16 protein-coding genes are annotated in these 21,853 nt (G+C 70.9%); 6 read left to right on the top strand and 10 right to left on the bottom strand.

What is annotated here, in order from left to right; genetic code table 11:
- Positions 1-25 precede the first annotated feature (25 nt).
- A complete protein-coding gene (locus tag F4556_RS27060; protein ID WP_184920497.1) occupies positions 26-385 on the top strand; it encodes an arsenate reductase family protein in 360 nt (119 codons plus the stop codon).
- Positions 386-413: 28 nt separating this feature from the next.
- On the opposite strand, the gene F4556_RS27055 is transcribed toward F4556_RS27060, so the two are convergent.
- Positions 414-887, bottom strand: coding sequence for a pyridoxamine 5'-phosphate oxidase family protein (locus F4556_RS27055; RefSeq protein ID WP_184920495.1), 474 nt, complete (start codon positions 885-887; stop codon positions 414-416).
- A 51-nt stretch (positions 888-938) separates the two neighbouring features.
- Between F4556_RS27055 and F4556_RS27050 the strand changes: the two genes are divergently transcribed.
- Positions 939-1,490 carry a DUF1697 domain-containing protein gene (locus F4556_RS27050; protein WP_184920493.1) on the top strand — a complete coding sequence of 184 codons (552 nt, stop codon included), beginning with the start codon at positions 939-941 and terminating at the stop codon, positions 1,488-1,490.
- On the opposite strand, the gene F4556_RS27045 is transcribed toward F4556_RS27050, so the two are convergent.
- From F4556_RS27045 to F4556_RS27030, 4 genes are all read right to left on the bottom strand, one after another.
- Complete coding sequence (locus F4556_RS27045; protein WP_184920492.1) at positions 1,487-2,449, bottom strand: DUF1152 domain-containing protein; 963 nt, start codon at positions 2,447-2,449, stop codon at positions 1,487-1,489. The genes F4556_RS27050 and F4556_RS27045 overlap by 4 nt on opposite strands.
- Positions 2,450-2,474: 25 nt before the next feature.
- The gene (locus tag F4556_RS27040; RefSeq protein ID WP_184920489.1) at positions 2,475-3,203 is read right to left on the bottom strand and encodes a hemerythrin domain-containing protein; all 729 of its coding nucleotides are present in this window, start codon (positions 3,201-3,203) and stop codon (positions 2,475-2,477) included.
- 162 nt (positions 3,204-3,365) lie between these two features.
- Complete coding sequence (locus F4556_RS27035; RefSeq protein WP_184920487.1) at positions 3,366-4,379, bottom strand: alpha/beta hydrolase; 1,014 nt, start codon at positions 4,377-4,379, stop codon at positions 3,366-3,368.
- 281 nt (positions 4,380-4,660) lie between these two features.
- On the bottom strand, positions 4,661-5,917 hold the full coding sequence (locus tag F4556_RS27030; protein WP_184920485.1) for an ROK family transcriptional regulator: 1,257 nt from the start codon (positions 5,915-5,917) through the stop codon (positions 4,661-4,663).
- Between the two features lie 233 nt (positions 5,918-6,150).
- Between F4556_RS27030 and F4556_RS27025 the strand changes: the two genes are divergently transcribed.
- Positions 6,151-6,894 carry an SDR family oxidoreductase gene (locus F4556_RS27025; RefSeq protein ID WP_184920483.1) on the top strand — a complete coding sequence of 248 codons (744 nt, stop codon included), beginning with the start codon at positions 6,151-6,153 and terminating at the stop codon, positions 6,892-6,894.
- Positions 6,895-6,990: 96 nt separating this feature from the next.
- Here F4556_RS27025 and F4556_RS27020 read toward each other — a convergent pair whose 3' ends face one another.
- A complete protein-coding gene (locus tag F4556_RS27020) occupies positions 6,991-9,072 on the bottom strand; it encodes a carbohydrate binding domain-containing protein (protein ID WP_184920481.1) in 2,082 nt (693 codons plus the stop codon).
- A 367-nt stretch (positions 9,073-9,439) separates the two neighbouring features.
- Between F4556_RS27020 and F4556_RS27015 the strand changes: the two genes are divergently transcribed.
- The 3 genes from F4556_RS27015 to F4556_RS27005 all read left to right on the top strand — a co-directional run bounded on the left by F4556_RS27015 (position 9,440) and on the right by F4556_RS27005 (position 11,519).
- Positions 9,440-10,084 (top strand): TNT domain-containing protein, encoded by a 645-nt coding sequence (locus tag F4556_RS27015; RefSeq protein ID WP_184920479.1) that lies wholly within the window; start codon positions 9,440-9,442, stop codon positions 10,082-10,084.
- 79 nt (positions 10,085-10,163) lie between these two features.
- Positions 10,164-10,658 (top strand): SigE family RNA polymerase sigma factor, encoded by a 495-nt coding sequence (locus tag F4556_RS27010; RefSeq protein ID WP_184920477.1) that lies wholly within the window; start codon positions 10,164-10,166, stop codon positions 10,656-10,658.
- A gap of 30 nt (positions 10,659-10,688) precedes the next feature.
- Entirely contained in the window at positions 10,689-11,519 is an 831-nt protein-coding gene (locus F4556_RS27005) for a hypothetical protein (protein WP_184920475.1), read from the top strand.
- Between the two features lie 7 nt (positions 11,520-11,526).
- Here the strand turns inward: F4556_RS27005 and F4556_RS27000 are convergent, their stop codons facing one another.
- The 4 genes from F4556_RS27000 to pulA form a co-directional block, all read right to left on the bottom strand.
- The gene (locus F4556_RS27000; RefSeq protein WP_184920473.1) at positions 11,527-11,865 is read right to left on the bottom strand and encodes a P-II family nitrogen regulator; all 339 of its coding nucleotides are present in this window, start codon (positions 11,863-11,865) and stop codon (positions 11,527-11,529) included.
- Positions 11,862-13,169 (bottom strand): ammonium transporter, encoded by a 1,308-nt coding sequence (locus tag F4556_RS26995; RefSeq protein ID WP_184920471.1) that lies wholly within the window; start codon positions 13,167-13,169, stop codon positions 11,862-11,864. The genes F4556_RS27000 and F4556_RS26995 overlap by 4 nt, the downstream gene beginning before the upstream one ends.
- A 198-nt stretch (positions 13,170-13,367) precedes the next feature.
- Positions 13,368-15,695: a M4 family metallopeptidase gene (locus tag F4556_RS26990; protein WP_184920469.1), complete on the bottom strand. Its 2,328-nt coding sequence runs from the start codon at positions 15,693-15,695 to the stop codon at positions 13,368-13,370.
- A 505-nt stretch (positions 15,696-16,200) separates the two neighbouring features.
- A complete protein-coding gene (gene pulA, locus F4556_RS26985; protein ID WP_313068675.1) occupies positions 16,201-21,729 on the bottom strand; it encodes a pullulanase-type alpha-1,6-glucosidase in 5,529 nt (1,842 codons plus the stop codon).
- Between the last annotated feature and the right edge of the window lie 124 nt (positions 21,730-21,853).

Genomic DNA, 21,853 nt, shown 5'->3' with positions numbered 1-21,853 from the left:
CCGGCTTCGTGAGTAGGCTGGCCGGATGGAGATCTGGATCAACCCGCGCTGCGGGAAGTGCCGTAGCGCGCTCGGCGAGCTGGAAGCGGCGAAGGCCGAGTACACCGTCCGCCGCTATCTGGAGGACCCGCCGAGCGTCGCCGAGCTGGAGCAGGTGCTCGGCCGGCTCGGGCTCGAGCCCTGGGACATCACCCGGCTGGACGAGCCGGTGGCCAAGGAGCTGGGCATGAAGCAGTGGAGCCGGACCGCCGACGACCGGGGCCGCTGGATCGCGGCGATGGCCGAGCACCCCATCCTGATCCAGCGGCCGATCATCACGGCCGACGACGGTCACGCGGTGGTCGCCCGGACGCCGGAGGCGGTGCGCGCCGTCCTGCCGGGCTGACCCCGGGACGGCTCGGGCTGACTCCGGGTCAGCTCCGCCGGACCGTCCGCACGTCCTGCCCCGGCCGCCAGGAGCGGATCACCAGCTGGTCGCCCTCGACCTCGGTCAGCACCACCTCGGTCGGCTCCAGCCGGAAGGCGTGGAGCGGCCCGGGCGGCGGCGCCGACGGGAGTTCCGACACGTACCAGCTCAGCTCGACCTCGTCGGTCAGCTCGCGGGCCAGGCCGGAGATCTTGGCGTCACCGCCGACCATGGTCGGGTCGGACGGATTGCTGTGCAGCGCGAACCGGCCGTCCCGGCGCAGGTCGAGGGCCTTCAGCGCGCCGTACATCGAGCCGATGGTCAGATCCGCCCCCATGAACTGCACCTCGGTGCCGCTCACCCGGGGCGCCCCGTCCTTGCGCAGGGTGGCCAGCACATGGTGCCGGTTCGCCTCGAACCGGGCGCGTACCGCGGGCGCCAAGTCCGGTGCCTCTTGCTCGAAATCCTGCCAGGTCGTCATCCGACCAGTGTCCCAGCGGCCGCTGACAGTGGCGGCTGCGACACTGGCGGCATGACCGGGACCACCACGTACATCGCGTTCCTACGAGCCGTCAACGTCGGCGGGCGGACGGTGAAGATGGAGCGGCTGCGGGCGCTCTTCGCCGAGCTCGGGCTCGACCAGGTGCGCTCGTACATCCAGACCGGCAACGTCTTCTTCAGCACCGCCGAGACCGACCGCGCGGCGCTGACCGCCCGGATCGAGCAGCACCTGGAGCAGGCCCTCGGCTACGCCGTCCCGGTGATGCTGCGCACCGTCGAGGAGGTGGCCGAGCTGGTCGACGCCGACCCCTTCGCGGGCGTCGAGGTCACCCCCGAGGTCCGGCTCTGCGCGGTCTTCCTGTCCGAACCGCTGCCCACCGACCTGGAGTTCCCGGTCAGCTCCCCCAAGGGCGACTGGGAGATCATCAGCGCCACCCCCGGTACCGCCTTCACCGTCCTGCACCTGCGCGACGGCCGGACGGTCAACCCGGCCACCTGCTTCCCCAAGTCCTATCAGGGCCAGGCCACTTCGCGCTTCTTCCACACCATCGTCAAGATCCTGGCGGCCGCCCGGAAGGTCTAGTGCGGGAACATCCGGGACGGCCGCTGCTGCGGCAGGGTGTCCCGGAACTCCTCGATGGCGGTGCTGATCTGACGCATCAACACGGTGCGCTCGATCCGGTCCAGGTAGCGGTTGCGGGCGGCCAGCGCCTCCACGGTGACCGAGAAGTACAGCGTCATCAGCGGGTTCACGAAGAGCTGGACGCCCTTGGTCCGGTCGGTGAACCGGACGTCGCCGAACTCACCGCGCAGTGCGGCCGCGACCGAGCCGTGGACGATGCTGGGGTGTTCGGGGAAGGCGGCCCTGGCGTGTTCGACGGCGTCCAGGTAGAGCCGACCCTCCCGGCTGTCCCGGGGCAGTGAGAAGGCGCCGAGGTAGCCGCCGGCCCGGTCGAGGGCGGCCAGGTTCTCCAGCACCAGCGAGTGGTTGACGCCGTGGTAGGCGTCGACGCCGAAGCCCAGGCAGCTGACCAGACGGACGGGTATCTCCGGCATCCCGGCCACCGCCGCCAGGCTGGCCATGTCCTCCTCGGGGGTGCCGAGGCCGGCCTCGTCGCCGCACATCAGGATGTCGGTGCCGCCGTCGACCAGCACGATCGCGTCGATGCCGAGGTGCGCGCAGAGCGCCCGGTAGGCGGCCCGCAGCGGCTTCACCCCGACCGAGCCGAACGCCCAGACGGTGTCGGGCATGCCGTGCAGCCGCAGCCAGCGGGCCAGCGTCCGCTCGGGGAAGTACGGTTCGGCCGAGCGGGTGTCGGGGCGGATCTCCGCCACCTCGGGCTTCAGCCAGACCCCGGTGTCCAGACCGTAGAGGTGACTGAACGACAGGTTGGCCAGGTGGACTTCACGCCCGTCCGCGCGCAGCGCGAGGGCCAGCGGCAGACCGGCGTACACGTCGAAGCCGCCGCCCGCCCCGGCGATCAGGATCTTGCGGGCCTGGCCGAGGCGGGTCAGCAGCTGCGGTTCGAAGAGCGGAGGCATCCGTGGACGCTACCAGCACCCCGCGTCAGGCCTGCGGGCCCCAGAGTTCGTCGGTGCAGCGGGCGTAGGTGTCCCGCCAGTGCGGCCAGTGCCGGGCGGTGGCGTCGTCGCAGTCGGCCAGCAGCCGGTCGATCTGCACCGGGTCCACGCCCTCCAGCAGCCAGACCAGCGCGTCCGAGGTGCCGGGCCCGTCCGCCGCGCGGAGCAGGTCGAGCAGCTCGGGCAGGGTGCCGATCCGCGATCCGGCCGGGAAGACGCCGTCCAGCCGGGGCAGCAACTGCCGCTCCTCGATCCGGAGATGGGTCTCCAGCCGGGCCGCCAGCTCCTCCACCGCGTACGCCACCGACCAGGCGCTGGCCGGATCCCTGGTGGCGATCCGGACCAGCGTGGTGATCCGGGTGAAGGAGTGGTCGAGGTTGTGGTGGTCGGACTCCAACCAGTTGAGCAGCAGCCGGAGTTCGGGCGCGAACCGGCGCAGCAGCGGCCACATCCGGGTGTCCTGCTGCTCGTGGTGGCAGGTGAGCATCGCGGTGACGAAGTCCCAGTGCCGCTGGATCGCCTCGGCGGTGACGGTGTCCTCGGGCTGGAGCAGTCGCAGAGCGTTGGGCAGCCGGACCAGATCGCGGCGGAGCGCGGCGTGCACCAGACGCAGCCCGGCGAACGGGATCGCCTCGGCGGCAGGCTGCACCTTGCGTCCCTCGCCCGGCTGGGCGGGGACCTTGGGGGATTCGACGGGCAGCAGGTGGCTGGGCATGGCACTCTCTTCACGACTGGCTGAGACAGGGCCGGTGCGGCGTCGCAGTCGCGGCGCCCCGGCTCGGGTCTCCAGGGTGGTGACAGACCATCAGAGTCGAATCAATGTCTGATTGACGTGCAGGTCAGCGCCCTGCCCGGCCCTTTCGCCCAGGCCGGGTTCTCAGTCGCTCTCCGGTCCCGCGAGGTTCTTGGTCAGCCACTCCAGGGTCACCGGGATCATCTTCTTGAAGTCCGAGGTGAGGTGCTTGCCGCCGGGCTGCTCGTAGTACTCGATAGTGGTCGGGGCCGCCGCCTTGGCCACCCACTTCTTGACCAGCTTGAGCTCGTACGCGTTGGCACCGCCCGCGGTGGCCAGCAGCCGGACGTCGGCGCCCTTGCCGACCAGCTCGTCGGGGCTGTTGGCGAGGCGCTCCGCGTCGTGGCCCTTCCAGAGCGGGGAGTCGGGGTTGAAGTAGCCGTCGATCGGCACCGCGGCCTTGAACACGTCCGGGTGCTGGAGCGCCAGCTTGGCACTGCAGAACGCACCGGTGGAGGCGCCCATCAGGCCCCAGCCGTCCCGGCCCTTGACGGTGCGGAAGTTGGCCCGGACGAAGTCCGGGATGTCCTGCGACATCCAGGTGCCGATCTTCGGCTGGCCCGGGATGTCGCTGCACTCCAGCGCCTTCGCCTCGTTGGAGTCCAGGTTCTGCACCGGCATCACCATGATGAAGGGGTGGGACTTGCCCTGCTTCGACAGCTCCGCGCCGATCTCCTCGATCGGCAGCTGGTTGTCGGTCCAGGTGTTGTAGCCCGCGCTCTGGCCGCCCGCGTACAGGGTGAGCACCGGGAAGCCGGTCTTGGCGAACTTCGGGTCGTTGTACTCCGGCGGCAGCCAGACCCAGACCTTGCCGCTGACCCCGGACTTCGGGCCGGTCAGCGTGGTCATCGTGATCGGCCCGGCCGCGGTGTCCCTGACCTTCTTGAGGTCGGCCGCCGGACCGGTGGGCATCAGCACCTTGGTCGGCTTGGGCGGCGGCGTGCTGCTCTGCGCGGCGGACGGCGACTTCGCCCCGTCGGCGGCCGGCTGCTTGTCCGAGCCGGGCGAGCCGGGCTCACTGCCACAGGCCGCCAGGCCGAGGGCGAGCGCGAGCACGCTCACGGCGGACAGGGCGGTACGGCTGCGCTTGAGCGGCAAGGTCTCTCTCCGACCGGTCTCTCGTCCGGGCGGACCGGCCAGGACGGTGGCCCCGAGGTGAGGCCGGGGACGCGGCACCAGAGGTGTCGGCCCAGGTCAGCGCCATCGGCCCGAAGGGGTGAGTGCGCCGTCCGGAATCCTACGACGCGGGCGTGGGGAGGAGCGGTTGCGATCTTCCGCCCCCGGCACCGACATCCCGTCGTACGGCGGGGGTTGGCCCCCGCCGGACGACGGGTCGCCCGCTCAGGACCAGCGGCGCGGGTACGGGCCCGTGACCACTCTCACAACAGTCCGAGCGCCGTGAACGGTTCGGTGATCACCCGTTCCAGCACCGGCACCGCCGAGGAGCGCACCAGCGTGCGGGCCCCGAACACCGCCGGGACGATGTCGTCGGCGACGGCCAGGCCGCGGTGGCTGCGGCGGCCCACCTCGGTGCGCAGCTCGTCCAGGTACTCGTCGGCGACCAGGATGCCGCCCGCCAGCACCACCCGGCTGGGGTTGATCAGGTCCACGATGGTGGCGACCGCGCGCCCGACCCGGCGGGCCCGGGTGCGCAGCAGCTCCTGCGCCTGCTCGTCGCCGGTGCCGGAGCCGGCCGGGCGGGCCGCCGCGACCAGGCGTTCCAGCGCGAGGGCGGCGCCGTCCGCCGGGTCGTCCGGGATCACCCCGAGCTCGCGGGCCCTGGCCACCAGGGCGGTGTCGGAGGCGGTGGCGTTCAGGCAGCCCGCGCCGCAGACCGGGCAGCGCACCTCGGGGTCGTCGGCGGCGAGCAGGTGCTCGATCGCGCCGGCCGCGGCGCCGGGGCCCCGGTGCACGGTGCGGTCGACCACGATCGCGGCGCCGAGCACGTTGCCGATCATGACCAGGACGAAGTCGTCGACCTCGCGGCCCGCGCCGAACCACAACTCGGCCCGGGCGATGGCGCGGACGGTCTGCTCCAGCACCAGCGGCCCGGGCAGGCGGTCGGCCAGCAGGGCCGGCAGGTTGACGTCCCGCCACCCGAGCGGGCCGTGCTCGACCACCCTGCCCCTGGCACCGTCCACCCAGCCGCCGATGCTGACGCCGGTGCCGACCAGGCGGCGGTCGGCCAGCTTCTCGGCCAGGAAGCGCTCGACGCCGCGGACGGCCTGCTCGGTGACGGTGGCCGGCGAGAGGTCCGGCAGTTCGTGGTGCGGGAGTTCGCGCTCGGCTATCACGCTGCCGTCCAGACCGACCAGGCCGAAGGTGGTCCGCAGCAGGCCGATGTGCAGGCCGAGCGCCACGATCCGGTCGCCGTCCACCCGGAGCGGCACCCGGGGGCGGCCCTGGGTCGGCTCCACCGGCGCGAGCTCGTTGAGCAGCTCCACCTCGATCAGGGAGGCGGTGAGCTTGGTGACGCTGGGGGCGGACAGTCCGGTGTGCCGGGCGATCTCGGCCCGGGAGACCGGGCCGTGCGCGAGCACCGCGCGCAGCACCGCGGAGGCGTTGCCCTGCCGCATCAGCTGGGCCCGCTGGCCTGCCGTGACCAGGCCCTGCGGCCGGCCGTTCGGGTTCTCCACGATGACTGCCTCCTCTCGGACACTCTAGCGAGCCCGGCACCCTTGGTTTCGGCCGCCAAGTAACTGCTGCCGCTGCTCAACGGGTCTTGTCCCGGCGGTTCCGCTCAGCCGGAGGCCCCTGCTCCACTCCCCCGCTGGATGCTCCGACAAGTGACGGCGGGTCCGTCCGTGCGCGATCATCGAGGAGCCCGTCCCAGTCAGTCGAGGCCGGTCCCAGTCGAGGAGAGCCGCAGATGTCGCAGCAGGTCGCCGTCGTCACCGGAGCAGGCAGCGGCGTGGGCCGGGCCGTCGCCCTGGAGCTGGCCGCGCACGGCTGGCGGCTGGTGCTGGCCGGACGCCGGGCCGAGCCGCTCGACGCGGTCGCCGCCGAGGCCGGGGCCGGCGCGCTCGCCGTCCCCACCGACGTGACGGACCCGGCCGCCGTGGACGCGCTGTTCGCCGCCGCGGCCGAGCACTTCGGGCGGATCGACCTGCTCTTCAACAACGCGGGCACCTTCGGCCCCTCGGTCCCGCTGGAGGACCTCACGGTCGCCGACTGGCGCGCGGTGGTGGACCTCAACCTGACCGGCGCCTTCCTCTGCGCGCAGGGCGCCTTCCGCCTGATGAAGCGTCAGGACCCGCAGGGCGGACGGATCATCAACAACGGATCGATCTCCGCCCACACCCCGCGCCCCGGCAGCATCGCCTACACCGCCACCAAGCACGCCGTCACCGGCCTGACCAAGTCCCTCTCGCTGGACGGCCGCCCGTACCGGATCGCCTGCGGCCAGATCGACATCGGCAACGCCGCCACCGACATGACCGCCGCGATGTCCACCGGCGTCCGCCAAGCGGACGGCCGGATCGCCGCCGAGCCCACCATGGACGTCGCCGACGTGGCCCGCACCGTCCGGCACATGGCCGAACTCCCGCTGGAGGCCAACGTCCAGTTCGCCACCGTGCTGGCCACCACGATGCCGTACATCGGCCGCGGCTGATCCCAGCGGCTACAACCGTGACCGGCCGCTCCCTCCCCCGTGCGCTGGGGGTGGGAGCGGCCGGCCGGTCTTGACGGCGGGTCAGGAGAGAGGGGGTCAGCTCCGCCAGGTGTCGCTCAGCGCGACCTTCCCGCTCGCCGGGACGGTGGCGGTGCGGTTGGCCCCGCTCTCCCAGGTCACCGCGCCTGCGGCGTCCTTGCGGATGTACTTGTACTCGAACGAGGTGCCGGCGGCCAGCGTGACGTCGAGCTTCCAGACCGGGTAGCCCGCCGAGGAGAGCGGCAGCGCCGCCGAGGTGTCCCAGTTGCCGAGGGCCGCGTTGTTGCCGACCACGAAGATGTTCTGACCGGTCGCCGTGGTGGCGGTCACCGCGAAGGACGCGCCCGAGGTGGCGGAGGTCGGCGACGCGGTCGGGGAGGCGGTCGCGGAGGCGCACGGGTCGCCGCTGCCGACCACCCCGTCCTTGACCGTGACGTTCCCGGTGCCCAGCGCGTAGTTGGCGCTGTTGTTGTTGTCCCAGGTGCCCGAGCCGTTGTTGAAGGTGGCGGTCAGGCCGGTCGCGCTGCCGAGCGCGACGGTCTTCTTCACCCAGCCGGTGCAGGCGGCGTCCATCGCCACACCGGGCGCGGTGGTCCAGCTGCCGCCGGTGGGGGCGTAGTGCAGGTTGTACGCGGCCCAGTTCTTGTTGGTGCTGTAGAAGACGGTGGCCGCGTTGGTGCCGGTCGGCGTCGGGGTGGGCGTGGGCGTCACGGTGGCGCCGCCCTTGGCGTTGACGTGCAGCGCGACCGAGTCACCCGCACCGACGGTGGCGGTGAACTTCCCGTCCGAGCCGACCGTGTAGGTCACGCCGGAGCAGCTGCCGCCCGCGAAGTCGCCGTGCTGGACGTCGCAGTAGACGCCGGCCGGCAGCGAGGTCTGGAAGGTCTGGGTGACCGCGCCGCTCTCCCGGTTGATCGCCACGTAGCCCTTGTCGCCCCGGCCGAAGCCGATCGCGTTGTTGCCGTTGGACCACCAGTTGGTGATGCCGGTGCCGCTCACCGCGTTCCGGAAGCCGACCATGTTGGCCACCGGGCGCCAGGCGTGGGTGCAGTTCCAGCCGTCGCTGTAGCAGGCGTTGACGGTGCCGCCGTTCGGCGGGCCGGCGTCGTTGTTGTCGAAGGCGTAGCCGGAGTAGACGTTCGGCGAGCCGTACGGGTGGGCCAGCAGGAAGACGTTGGCCAGCGTGTAGGCGGAGCCGTTCTTGTAGGTGAGGGTCGAGCCGTTGCGCTCGGTGTCCCAGTTGTCGACGAAGGTCCGGGCCTGCGAGCTGCCCAGCAGCCCACTGCCCCAGGTGCCGAGGTCGGAGATCTTGCCACCGTTGAAGGCGCTCTTCAGCCAGGTCGCGGAGCGGAACTCGTCCACGTCGCCGAGGCCGGTGTACTCGCTCGGCTGGACCGGCTCGCCGCCGCCGTAGATGACCTCGCTCACCCAGTAGGCGTTCGGGTTGCTCATCTTGGCCTTGATGCCGGCCATGTCGGTGGCGGCCATGTGCTTGGCGGCGTCGATCCGGAAGCCGTCCGCGCCCAGCGAGAGCAGGTCGCTCAGGTAGTTCGCGATGGTCTGCTGGACGTACGCGGACCCGGTGTTGAGGTCGGAGAGGTTGACCAGCTCGCAGTTCTGCACGTTGGAGCGGTCGCTGTAGTTGCTGATCGCGGTGCGGCAGGAGTGGAAGTCCTGGTCCCCGTAGTAGCCGGGGTAGTTGTACTTGGTGTAGGTGGTGCCGCCCGTGCCCGTACCGGAGCCGGCCGACATGTGGTTGATCACCGAGTCGGCGATCACCTTCACACCCGCGGCGTGGCAGGTGTTCACCATCGCCTGGAACTGGGTGCGGTCGCCGAGCCGGCCGGCGATCTTGTAGCTGACGGGCTGGTAGGAGGTCCACCACTGGCCGCCCTGGATGTGCTCCTGGGGCGGCGAGACCTCGACGAAGCCGTAGCCCTTCGGGCCGAGGGTGTCGGTGCAGGCCTTGGCGACGGAGTCGAAGCGCCACTCGAAGAGGGTGGCGGTGACGTCCTTGGTGCCCGGCGGGGTGGCCTGGGCGGTCGGCGCCAGCGAGAGGCCGGTGCCGATCGAGAGCGCGAGGGCGGCCGAGGCGGCGGCCGCGCCGACGGCGCGGCGGCGGGGGGATGTGGTGACCACGGTGTCTCCAGGGGGCTGGGTGGGCAGCCTGGGTTCACCCGCGGGGGGCGCGGGTGGGCACGGCAGGGGGGTGGGGCGGAGCCGGGACGGCCGTGTGGGGTGCCGATCCCGCTCCGGGGACGCGCCGGTGATGCACCGTCAGCGTGAGCGATGTCACTTGCTGCAAGACCACTGAAACTTGCTGGAAACTTGCAACGCGCTGAACCTACGGCTGCCCCGAACCTCCGTCAAGACTCCCCAAGGCAACAGATCGGTCACTCTGATCGGCTCTCGGCCAGATCCGCGCGTCCCGGTTGACGCGGAACCACCGCCGCCGCTTCGATGATCACGTTCCGTATCCACTCGATCACCCCTGGAGCGCGCCCGCATGAGGATCCGTCAGACCCTGGCCGCCATCGGCATGACCGCCACCCTGCTCACCGGCACCGTCCTGACCGGCGTCGGCGCCGGCACCGCCGCCGCCGTCACCTCCTCGGAGTGTTCGACCGCCGACTTCCACGGCGACCGCCGGCTCGGCCCCGAGCAGCTCCCGAGCACCGGCCCGGTCGGCCGCCAGCTCTGGGGCTACCAGCGCACCGGCGGCCTGACCGAGCAGCAGTTCCTCGACCGCTACTACGACGCCACCACCAACTCCTGGCGCTACCCGCCCGCCGACGGCTACGTCACCACCCCCGACGGCACCCCGCTGGAGATCCAGCAGACCCTCGGCACCGGCCAGCGGATCGACCGCTACGGCAGCGAGTACGGCTCCTACCTGGCCCCCGAGGGTCTCCCGTACGCGACCCGGGCGATCCCCCCGCAGTCGCTCGACAGCGAGCCCGCCGCGCCCTGCAACTACCACGTCTACAAGGTGCTCCGGCCGTTCACCGTGGACGCGGGCCCGATCGCCCCGTGGTTCGGACAGCCCGGCTACGGCTGGCAGTTCCAGCTGGACGCCCGGCACGTCCCCGGTGCACCGACCCGGCTGAACGTGCTCTGGCTGATCGACAACGGGTACCTGGCCCGGGCCTGAGGAATCCGGGTGATACCAATCCGGCTGTCGGAGCGTCAGGGTCTGTGACGTCAACAGGAACCACCGGTCGGGGCGGGGCATGGAGTTCGAGGAGTTCGCGAGTACCAGAAGCAGGAGACTGTTCCAGATCGCCTATCTGATGTGCGGCGACTGGCACCAGGCGCAGGATCTGGTGCAGAACACGCTCGCGAAGATGTTCACCGTCTGGGGGCGGCTGCGGCGCGGCCGGGACGAGCCGGGGCTGGACGCGTACGCACGCAAGGTCCTGTTACGGATGTACCTCTCGCACAAGCGGCTGCGCCGCTCCGGCGAGATCGTCTCGGCCGAGCTGCCGGAACAGGCGGCCGGGCACCCGACCACCGATCTGCGGCTCACGCTGGTCGCCGCGCTGGCCCAACTGCCGCCCCGCAACCGGGCGGTGGTGGTCCTGCGGTACCTGGAGGACCACAGCGTGGAGGCGGTGGCCGAGCTGCTGGAGGTCTCCCCGGGTGCGGTGAAGAGCCTGAGCACCCGGTCGCTGGCGAAGCTCCGCGAGATCCTCGGCCACGACCGCGAACTCCTGCTCCGCCCGTGAACCGGCCAACCGACAACCAGGAGCAGCGACATGGAGCGTGACCCCGTGCTGGGCGGGCTGTTCGAGGACGCCGTCCACCGGATCGACGTCCCGGTGGGAGAACTCGTGGCCGGGAGCATGCGACTCGGGCGGCGCCAACGACTGCACCGGCGGCTGCGGATCGCCGGCACGTCCCTGGTGGTGGCGGCCCTGGCCACCACCGGCGCGGCCACCCAGTGGAGTTCGGGCGAGGGGGACGCCCGCCGCACCGTGGCATCGGGCGCCACCTCGGTGTTCCCGGAGAGGCCGGCCCCCTCACCGCCGCGCGAACAGGTCACCCCGGAGGCGATGCTGCAGATTCTGGTGGAGATGCTGCCCTCCGGCGGGCAACTGACCGAGTTCGTCCCCGAGTCCGGGCATCCCGCCGCGTTCAGCGTGGTGTACGACGACGGCAACGGGGCGTCGGAGCTCACCGTCGGCATGCAGCCGCAGCGGGACCCGAACCCGGATCTCAGCTGCGACGGATACCGGGGCCTCCAGGCCCCGGGCACCCCACCGCCGAGTTGCACGACCCGCGAGCTGCCGGACGGCACGAAGCTGCAGACCCTGACCGGCGGCGACGGCCGCACGGCGCTGTACGGCATCACCGTGCACGCGTACCGCCCGGACGGGGTGCGAGTCTGGATCTCCGCGGCGAACGGCAAGACCGGCTACAAGGGCGGGGTCACCCGCCCCAAGCCACCGCTCGGGGTGCTGCGCCTGGAGGCGATGGCGGCCGACCCCGCCTGGCAGCTCACCGTGGAGCACGCCACCGCCGAGGAGGGCCGAGCACTGGTCGACCGCCGGCTCGCCCGCCCGGCGACCCCGGCCCCCCACGACTGACCGGTCGTCAGACCGCGTCCGGGCCACGCTCCCCGGTCCGGACGCGGACGATGCCGTCCACCGGAACCACCCAGACCTTGCCGTCGCCGATCTTCCCGGTCCGGGCGGCCTCGACGATGGCGTCGACCACCACGTCGACCTCCTCGTCCTCCACCACGACCTCGATCCGGACCTTGGGCACCAGGTCGATCCGGTACTCGGCACCCCGGTAGACCTCGGTGTGACCGTGCTGACGGCCGTAGCCGCTGGCCTCGGTGACGGTCAGTCCGTGCACGCCGTGAGCCTGGAGCGCGTTCTTGACCTCGTCCAGCTTGAACGGCTTGACGACGGCGGTGATCAGCTTCATGCGACGGGGGCCTTCACAGCAGTGGGAGCGTGGGACGCGGCGCTGCCGTGGCCCAGGACGCCGTGATCGTACGCGGTCTCGGCGTGCACGGCGAGGTCCAGGCCGGTCAGTTCGTGCTCGGCCGGGGCGCGGAAGCCCATCACCCGGTCGATCACCTTGCCGATCCCGTACGTGACGCCGAACGCGTAGCCGCCCACCACCAGCACCGCGAGCAGCTGCTTGCCGATCTGGGTGAACCCGCCGTGCAGCAGGCCGGTGGCGCCGCCCGTCATCACGGCGGAGGCGAAGACGCCGATCAGCACGGTGCCGATCACCCCGGCGACCAGGTGCACGCCGACCACGTCCAACGAGTCGTCATAACCGAAGCGGAACTTCCAGCTGACCGCGTAGCAGCAGACCACCCCGGCCACCAGGCCGATCACCAGCGCGCCGAGCAGGTCCACGCTGCCGCAGGACGGGGTGATCGCGACCAGTCCGGCCACCGCGCCGGAGGCGGCGCCGAGCGTGGTGGCGTGGCCGTCCCGCTTCTTCTCCACCAGCAGCCAGCCCAACAGGCCGGTGCAGCCCGCCGCCTGGGTGTTCAGCAGGACGGCGGCGGCGGTGCCGTTGGCGCCCAGCGCGGAGCCCGCGTTGAAGCCGAACCAGCCGAACCAGAGCAGGCCCGCGCCGAGCAGCACCAGCGGCAGGTTGTGCGGCCGCATGGCCTCCTTCCTGAAGCCCAGCCGGGGGCCGAGCACCAGGGCCAGGGCCAGGCCGCTGGCCCCGCAGTTGACCTCGACCACCAGGCCGCCGGCGAAGTCCAGCGCGCCCAGCCGGGACAGGATCCAGCCGTCGGGGGCGAACACCCAGTGCGCGACCGGGACGTAGACCAGCAGGGTCCAGACCGCCGTGAAGAGCACCCAGGCGCCGAACTTCGCCCGGTCCGCCACCGCGCCGCTGATCAGCGCCGCGGTGATGATCGCGAAGGTCAGCTGGAAGGTGGCGAACAGCAGGGTGGGCACCTTGCCGGTCAGCGAGGCGGGGGTGATCCCGGCCATCCCGAGGTGGTCCGGGCCGCCGATCAGACCGAGGCCGCCGAGGTCGGGGGCGAAGGCCAGCGAGTACCCGGCGAGCAGCCAGACCACGGTGACCACCGCGATCGAGACGAAGCTCATCATGATCATGTTGAGCGCGCTCTTGGTGCGGACCATGCCGCCGTAGAACAGCGCCAGACCAGGGGTCATCAGCAGGACCAGCGCGGTACTGGCCAACAGCCAGGCGGTGTCACCGGTGTCGAGCCCGGCGGGGGTGTCAGCGAGGAGCATGTGGAGCCTTCCCGAACCGCGCACCGTGGGTGGGGTGTGTGCGCTGGTGGGAGGGAGTCTGGACGGAGCGGATTACCGGTTGCGGACGTACGTGTTTCGGCGGCGTTTCGTGTTGCACGGCCGTTTCGAACAGCTCACATGGCCGGACCCCGGCTGCTCACGGCAGCCGGGGTCCGGAGTTCACTTACTGACGCGGGGTCAGCTGGTGGTGATCGAGGTGTCGTCGATCAGGAAGCTGGTGGCGAGGGAGGAGTCCTCGACACCGTTGAACTTCAGGGTGACGCTCTGGCCGGCGTAGGCCGAGAGGTCGAAGGTGCGCAGGGTGTAGCTGCCGATCGCGTCCACGTTGGAGTAGGTCTTCAGCGCGGTGCCGTTGACCGTCACGGTGAGCTTGTCGTAGGCGGTGGTGCCGGTCTCGGCGGTGTCGATCCGCAGGTAGAACCCGAGGGTCGCCTTGCAGCCGGCCGGGATGGAGACGGTCTGGGTGGCGCTGTCGGTGTGGGCGGAGCCGTAACCGTTCAGCCAGGCCTTGTAGGAGCCGGTGCGCGCGGGCTTGCTGGTGCCGTTGTCGATCACACCGGACGTGGTGGTCCAGGTGGTCGCGCCGGACTCGAAGCCCGCGTTACCGAGCAGCTGCGCCGGGGTGCAGGTGCTGGTGGTGTCGGTCACGGTCCAGGTGAAGCTGGCCGAGCCCGTGGCGTTGACGGCGTCCTTGGCGGTCACGGTCACGTTCGAGGTGCCGAGCGCGGTCGGGGTGCCGGTGATCAGGCCCGAGGACGAGATCGACAGGCCGGCCGGCAGGCCGGTGGCGGTGAAGGTGCGCGGGGCGGTGCCACCACTCGCGTTGACCTGGAGGCTCACCGCGGTGTTGATCTTGGTGGACTGGTTGCCCGGGCTGGTGACGGTCACGGCGCCCGGGTTCGGCGGCACGGTGCCGACGTTGATCGCCGCGAAGGCGGTGCCGACCGCGATCGACTCGGCGCTGTTCACGCCGTACAGGTCGTCGGAGGCCTTGACCGCCGCGGTGCGGGCGCTCGCGTAGTTGGTGGTGGAGGTCATGTAGACCGACAGCGCGCGGTACCAGATCTTGGCGGCCTTGTCCCGGCCGATGCCGGTGACGGTGACACCGTTGGAGGTCGGGCTGTTGTAGCTGACGCCGTTGATGACCTTGGCGCCGCTGCCCTCGGACAGCATGTAGAAGAAGTGGTTCGCCGGGCCCGAGGAGTAGTGGACGTCGAGGTTGCCGACACCGGAGTACCAGGCGTCGGCCGAGCTGCCGTCCTTGGAGGGCTTGTCCATGTAACGGAGCGGCGTGCCGTTTCCGTTGATGTTGATCAGCTCGCCGATCAGGTAGTCCGGGTTGTCCGAGGGGAGGTTCGCGTAGAACTCCACCATGGAGCCGAAGATGTCCGAGGTGGCCTCGTTCAGACCGCCGGACTCACCCGAGTAGTTCAGGCCCGCCGTGTTGGAGGTGACGCCGTGCGTCATCTCGTGGCCCGCCACGTCCAGCTCGGTCAGCGGGGCGTTGTTGCCCGAGCCGTCGCCGTACGTCATGCAGAAGCAGGTGTCGTCCCAGAAGGCGTTGACGTAGTTGCTGCCGTAGTGCACGCGGCTGAAGGCGCCGACACCGTCGTTGCGGATGCCGTTGCGGCCGAGGACGTTCTTGTAGAAGTCCCAGGTGGCCGCCGCACCGAAGTGCGCGTCGACAGCGGCCGACTCCTTGTTGCTGGCCAGGCCGTTGCCCCAGGCGTCGGTGGCCTTGGTGAACAGGGTGCCGTTGCCGGAGGTGCCGTTGTTCATGTTCGTGGTGTACATCCCACCACGGGCGGTGTCCTTCATCTGGTACGTCGAACCCGACAGCGTGGTGCCGATGGTGACGTTGCCGACGAAGACGCCCTGGCCGGTGCCCTTCTGGATGCCCTCGAACTTGTGCAGCACGGCGCCGGACTGAGCGTCCGTCACGACGTGGGTGCGCATCGGGGTGCCATCCGCCTCGACGCCGGAGACCACGGTCTCCCAGGCCAGCTTCGGCGCATCGCCGGTGGCCCAGAGGACCAGCCGCGGCGCGGTGTCCAGGCTGGAGCCCTGCTCGGCGGCGAGCGCGGCGGCCTGCGCCTTCGGGGCGGCCTGGGCGGGGGTGGTGGAGACGCCGGCCAGCGAGGCCGTGGAGGCCCGGTCCAGGCCCTTGGTGACGCCACCCGCGGTCTGGTGGACCACCATGTCGCCGCCGAGCACCGGCAGGCCGCCGTAGGTGCGCTCGTAGCGCAGGTGGCGGGAGCCGTCGGCGTCGACCACGACGTCCTTGGCGATCAGCTTCTCCTGGCCGGACAGGCCGAGCGCCTGGACCAGGCCGGCGCTCTTCTGACCTGCGTCGGACAGCAGCTGAGCCTTGCCGGCAGCCGCCTGGCTGACCGGTGCGGGGGCCTGGGGGGCCGCCTGCGCCATGGTGGGCAGTGCGGTCACCACCATCGCGGTGGTGGCCGCGAGGGCGGCCATCGTCACCCGGGCATGGGTGTAGCGGGACATGCGGACTCCTTTTCCGACCGGTCGCGGGGTTCACGAACGGTGGAGAGAACCTGGCCGCGGGGTTGCGGCACAGCGGGGGCCCCAGGCCACTGGTGCGCGGCCCAGGTCGGTGCGTACAAAGGAGTGGTGCTTGGTAGCGCCTTGCCTGCGCTGGAACTGCTGCAGCGGGGGGATTGGGGCCCTGCTCGTCTGCAGCCGGGGGAATCGTGGCAGCAAACGAGTGATGAATGACAGATGCATGCCACGGTTTGGCCGATAACCGACCCAGGCACCCGTGCGCTGACGGAGTGTCAGGCCGACGGGCCCGCAAGACCCTCGTGGCGATGGTTGTCATGTTCCCGGCCGCGCTTCGCATCCGCCCCATCGGTGCTGAACAGTGCGCCAGTCCTGCCCCGTCCGGACGGTCGGTCGGTTGTCCGTACCCCACCCGGAGGGCCGCCGGAAACAGCGCCGCCCGGGGCTCCGGTGTCACCACCGAAGCCGCCGGGCGACTGTTTCAAGCCAACTAACCCTGTACGAACACCGCGACCGTACGGGCGGGAACGGTGAAGGTGCCGGTGGGAGCCGTGAAGGAGGCCCCCTTCACCACCGGATCGGCCCCCTGCGCCTGCACCTGGTGCAGCGACTGACGGGTGCCCTTCAGGCCGGCCACGGTCTGCTGCTGAGCGGTCGGGGTGGCGTTGAACACCACGGTGATGCCCTGCTCCGCGCCGCGCAGGCCGGTGCCGTCCAGGTGCAGGGTGATCACCCCGGGCGTCTCGGCCGCCGTGCCCGACAGCGGGAAGGACAGCCGCTTCTGCACCTCGGCCGCGCTGTTCAGCGCGAACAGCGGCGAGGACTGCCGGATCCGGAGGAACTGCCGGTACTGCGCGCCGGTGGCCTGAATCTCGTTGCAGCCCACGGTCAGCCGGGGATCGGCCAGCAGCGACTTGGCGGTCGGCCACATCTCCTTGTTGTCGGCCGCCATCGGCAGGCCCCGGCCCCAGCCGTTGCCCTTGGTGCAGTCCCACTGGATCGAGTTGAACCAGTCACCGGAGTCGAAGGAGTTGGCGTCCAGCGACTTGGAACGCAGCAGGTCACTGCCGGCCTGGGCGAAGCCGGGCCCCTGGCTCAGCGCGGTCAGCGAAAGGCCGAGCGCCTGCATCCGGGCCCGGTCCGCCGGGGCGGTCGTGGTCGGCAGCTTGTAGGCCAGCGCGTCGAACAGGTCGGTGTTGTCGTGCGCGTCGACGTACTCGACCGCTTCACCGGGGTTGGCCGCGTAGCCGGTCGGGGCGCCGTTGTAGTCGACTCCCGCGCCGGTGACGGCCGTTCCGCTGCTGTCGGTGAACGCGTAGCCCGCCAGGTTGCCGGTCAGACCGACCTTGATCTGGTCCATCTGGTGCAGCAGCCGGGCCTTCTGCTCGGCCGAAGTCCCGTTCGCCGCCGACCCGTTGGGATCGGTGTACAGGCCGGAGGCGAAGCCCTGCTGGGGCGCCGAGTTCAGCATGAAGTTGCCGCCCCGGGCCGCGTCCCGCACCCGGTCGTTGAAGGTGGCGATGCCGGTGCCCGCCATGTTGAGCTGACTCGCCTGCTCGAAGCGGGAGTTGTTGGCCACCACGCCGAAGTTCCAGCCCTCGCCGTAGAGGAAGACGTCCTTCCCCTCGACCCCGTCGCGCTCCTTGCTCAGCCCGTGCAGCGCCGACTGGACGTCCAGCATGGTCTGCTTCGGGTCCAGGCCCATCAGGTCGAACCGGAAGCCGTCGACCCGGTACTCCTTCGCCCAGGTCAGCACCGAGTCGACCACCAGCTTGTTCATCATCGCGTGCTCCGGCGCGGTGTCCGCGCAGCAGCTGTCGGTGGTCACCGCGCCCGCGTCGCTGAGCCGTTGGTAGTAGCCGGGCACCACCTTGTCGAGCACCGAGTGCTCGGCCTGACCGGCCGCCGCGGTGTGGTTGTAGACCACGTCCAGCACCACTCGCAGACCCGCCTCGTGCATCGCCTGCACCATCTCGCGGAACTGCACGGTGCGCGCCGTGCCGGTCGCCTCGGTGGCGTACGAGCCCTCCGGGACGGTGTAGTGCAGCGGGTCGTAGCCCCAGTTGTACGCGTCCTCGGCCTTGACCGCCGCCACGCACTCCTGCTGCTGCTCGCTGTCCGCCGCAAGGGAGTTCAGGTCGCAGGCGGGCAGCTTCTGGTCGGCCCGGTTCTCCCGGACGGTGGCGATGTCGAAGGTCGGCAGCAGGTGGATGGTGGTGACACCCGCCTTCGCCAGCTCGCGCAGGTGCTGCATCCCGGCCGACTTCGACTCGGTGAACGCCTTGTAGGTGCCCCGCTCGGCGGCGGGCACGGTGGCGTCCGCCGAGGAGAAGTCCCGGACGTGCAGCTCCTGGATCTGCTGCCGGTTCGCCGGCACCGCCTGCGGCGAGCGGTGCGCGTCCCAGCCGCGCGGCTTGGTGTCACGGGCCGTCAGATCGGCCACCAGGCTGCGCTTGGAGTCCGCCGAGAGCGCCACCGAGTACGGGTCGGTGACCAGGTTGGTGACGTTCTGCCGGACGCTCGGCGCCCAGACCTTGACCTGGTACAGGTAGTACTTGCCGTCCAGCTCGTCGGCGTCCCGGGTCAGCGACCAGACCCCGGTCGCCTCGTCCCGGCGCAGCGGCACCGTCCTCGGTGTACCGCCGGTGGCCTGGTCGAAGAGCTGGACCGAGACCTCGGTGGCGGTCGGCGCCCAGAGCGACAGGGTCACCGTGCGGTCGTCGCCCCACCAGCCCCAGCCCTCGGACTTCCGGTAGACCGGGCCGAGTTGGGCCTTGGCGGCCTTGGCCGCGTACAGGTCGTCCAGCACGCCCGGGATCTGTACGCCGGTGGCGGCCAGCGCCGCGCCGCTCGGCAGGTGCTCGGTGAAGATCAGCTGGCTGCGCAGCGCCTTGCCGATCCGCCCGGCGTCCCGGCCGTCCACGGTGAAGGCCCGGTAGCCCGCCAGGTGCGGGTACTTGGCCTTCTGAGCGTCCGTCAGGGTGCCCGGGTTGAGTCGGATCCACTGGCCCGGCTTGCTCAGCACGCCCTTGTCGACGCTGAGGCCGCCCTCGGCGTCGTAGATCAGCTGGGCGCTGGTGCCACCCGCCAACGCGCTGTCCCCCGCACCGTAGTTGGCCGGAACCAGTACGGTCCTCGCGTCGATCCACTGGGCCCGGGCCGAGGTGAGGTCGAGCTGTGCGGAGCTGCCGGCCGCCTGCGGCAGCAGGTGGCCCTCCCGGCCGCCGATGATCCAGATCTCCCGGCCGCTGGTGGCGAAGTTCAGCGACTGGTCGTTGGGCAGGTCCTTGTCGTTGCCGTTGTGCAGGATGTAGCTGAGGCTGGTCGCCCCCGCCGCCAGCGGCACCTCGAAGACCGCGCCGTAGGAGTCCTTGCGGGCCGGCATCAGGGGGTTGCCCCAGTCGGTCGGGGTGGCCGCGCCGGTCCAGTCGTGCAGGCCCCAGCCGTCGTACTTGCCGTCGGCCCGCTGGTAGTGGATCACCGCCGTGTCGGCGGGCACCGGGACGGCCGGGTCGGGGTTCTTGGTGTAGACGTTCGGGTCGCCCTCCTTGACCCAGACCTCACCGGTGGCACCCAGGTCGATGTGCCGGTCGGCCTCGCCGTCCTTGCTGCCGCCCTTCTCCACCACGAAGCCGACGTCGGCCGCGCCGCTCTTCAACTTCACGTAGGCGAAGGCCCCGTAGGCGTCCCGCCCGGTGAAGCCGTGCCCGTCCGGCCAGGGGGTGGACTCGCCGTCGGCCAGGTCGCCCCAGGCGTACATGTTCCAGCCGTCGTAGTCGGCGTTCTTCCGCTGGTAGTGCACGACCGCGTACGGGCGCGAGGTGGCGCTCGGCACCGGCTTGGGCGCGGGGGTGCCGGTGGTGAAACTCCCGCCGGCGGAACGGAGGTTGCCGCCGGAGTCCTTGACCACCGCCTTGTACCGGACCACGGTGCCGGGCGCGACCCCGGTCAGGTCCTGGGTGACCCGGTACGTACCGTTGTCGGCCGAACCGAGCTGCTGCCAGGGGCCGTTACCGACCTGCGCGGCGAACGAGACCCGGTTGAAGCCGCCGCCCGGCACCTCGGCGCCGATCGTGACGGTGCCGGTCGAGCCGTTCTCGGGTGCCTTCAGGGCGAGTTGGGGCGCGGCGGCCGGCTTGGCGAGCTTCCCCGCCGCCTGGTGCACCACCGAGGAGTACGCGGGCACGGTCACGGTGACCTTGCGGTCGGCGCCGCTGGTGGTCTTCGTCCCGGCGGCCGGGTAGAGCTGCTGGAACTCCATGCCCGCCGAGAAGGTGTCCAGCGTGACGGTCTTCTGCTCGGCCGAGTTGTTCACCGCGACCAGGTACTCGACCTGCTGCTTCGCGTCGATCCGGGAGAACGCGTACACGCCCGCGCCGTCCGCCGCGTACCGCTCGACCTGCGCGCCGTCGGCCAGCGCCGGGTGCGCCTTGCGCAGCGCGGCCAGGGTGCTGATCCCCCGGTACAGCGCGCCGTCCTGTCCGTACCGGTCGGCCGAGCCCTTGCTGCCGCCGATCACGGTGTCGCTGTTGTAGGAGCCGGTCTTCGAGGCGAACATGTCCTGCCGGGCGTCCTTGTCGCCGCCCGCGCCGGTGAAGCCCTGCTCGTCGCCGTAGTAGACCACCGGCTGACCCCGGGTCAGGAACATCAGCTCGTTGGCGAACCGGTCCTTCTGCAGCAGCTGCTCGGCCGAGGCTCCCGGGTTGTCGCTCTGCAGGAAGCTGCCGAACCGGCCCATGTCGTGGTTGCCGAGGAAGGTCGGCAGCTCGTACGCGTTGGTGTCGGCCGTCGTGTAGCGGAAGTCCTGCGCGTACAGCTCGGCGAGCGCCTTCGCCGAGCCGCCCTGCGAGACGTACTTGCGGGCGCTCTCCTGGAACGCGAAGTCCAGGGTGGCCTGCAGCTTGCCCTTGGTCACGTACGGCGCGGTGACCGACGGGTCGCCGGAGTAGACCTCGCCGAACATGAAGAAGTCCTTGTTGCCCCGCTCGGCGGCGTACTGCTTGAGCGCGGGCGCCCACTGCGACCAGAAGGCCATGTTGACGTGCTTGACGGTGTCGATCCGGAAGCCGTCGACCCCGCTCTCCTTCACCCAGGTCTGGTAGATCTGCTTCATGCCCTCGACCACCCGGGGGTTCTGGGTGTCCAGGTCGTCCAGCCCGGAGAAGTCGCCCTCGGTCGAGGACTCGCCGACGAAGGTCGAGTTGCCCCGGTTGTGGTAGAGCGCGGGGTCGTTCAGCCAGGACGGGGTCTTGGCCTTCTTGTCCGCCTCGCTCCGAAAGGACGGCGTGTAGGGGAACGAGTTCGCGCCGATCTTCGGCCACTGGGCGGCCGCGTCGGCGACGGCGGTCTCGTCCACCGGGTTCCCGTCCGCGTCCAGCGTCGGGTAGGCGCCGGCCGAGCGGTAGTCGTACTTGCCCTCGGTGTAGTCGACGACGTCGGCGGTGTGGTTGGTGATGACGTCGAAGAAGACCTTGATGCCCTTCCTGTGCGCCTTCGCGATCAGCTCCTTGAGCTGGGCGTTGGTGCCGAAGTGCGGGTCGACCTGGGTGAAGTCGGTGATCCAGTAGCCGTGGTACCCGGCCGAGGCGTCCGCGCCGGTGCCCTGCACCGGGCGGTTCTTGAACAGCGGGGCCATCCAGATCGCGGTGGTGCCCAGGCCCTGGACGTAGTCCAGCTTGTCTATCAGGCCCTGCAGGTCACCACCGTGGTAGAAGCCCTTGTCGGCCGGGTCGAGGCCGGTCTCCAGCCGGGTGCCGGTGAGGCCGCCCGTGTCGTTCTTCGGCTCACCGTTGGCGAACCGGTCCGGCAGCACGAAGTAGAACTGCTCCCGGGTCAGGTCGTGCCGGTCCGCCTGCGCGGCCATCGCCTGGTCGGACGGCGGCCCGGCCGGGGCGGCCATCGCCAGCGGGGCGGCCCCCAGCCCGGTCGCCAGCAGCGAGGCCGCGATCAGCACGGCCGTACGGCCGGGGCGTCGGTAGGGGGTCGTGCTCCGTGGGCGGCGGGGCTGGGCTTCGGCCACTGCGGGCTCCCTTGAGGCGGCTCGTCGTCGTTGGGTGGCTGGACGCTAGCGGCTGCAAAATGTTTCAGCAAGATGCAGAAAAGGTTGCAGTCGTGGTCTTGACCGAACCGTTGCCTGCCGACCG

It is taken from the genome of Kitasatospora gansuensis (assembly GCF_014203705.1).
Taxonomy (GTDB): Bacteria; Actinomycetota; Actinomycetes; order Streptomycetales; family Streptomycetaceae; genus Kitasatospora; species Kitasatospora gansuensis.
This window is presented reverse-complemented; position numbering and strand designations above follow the sequence as displayed.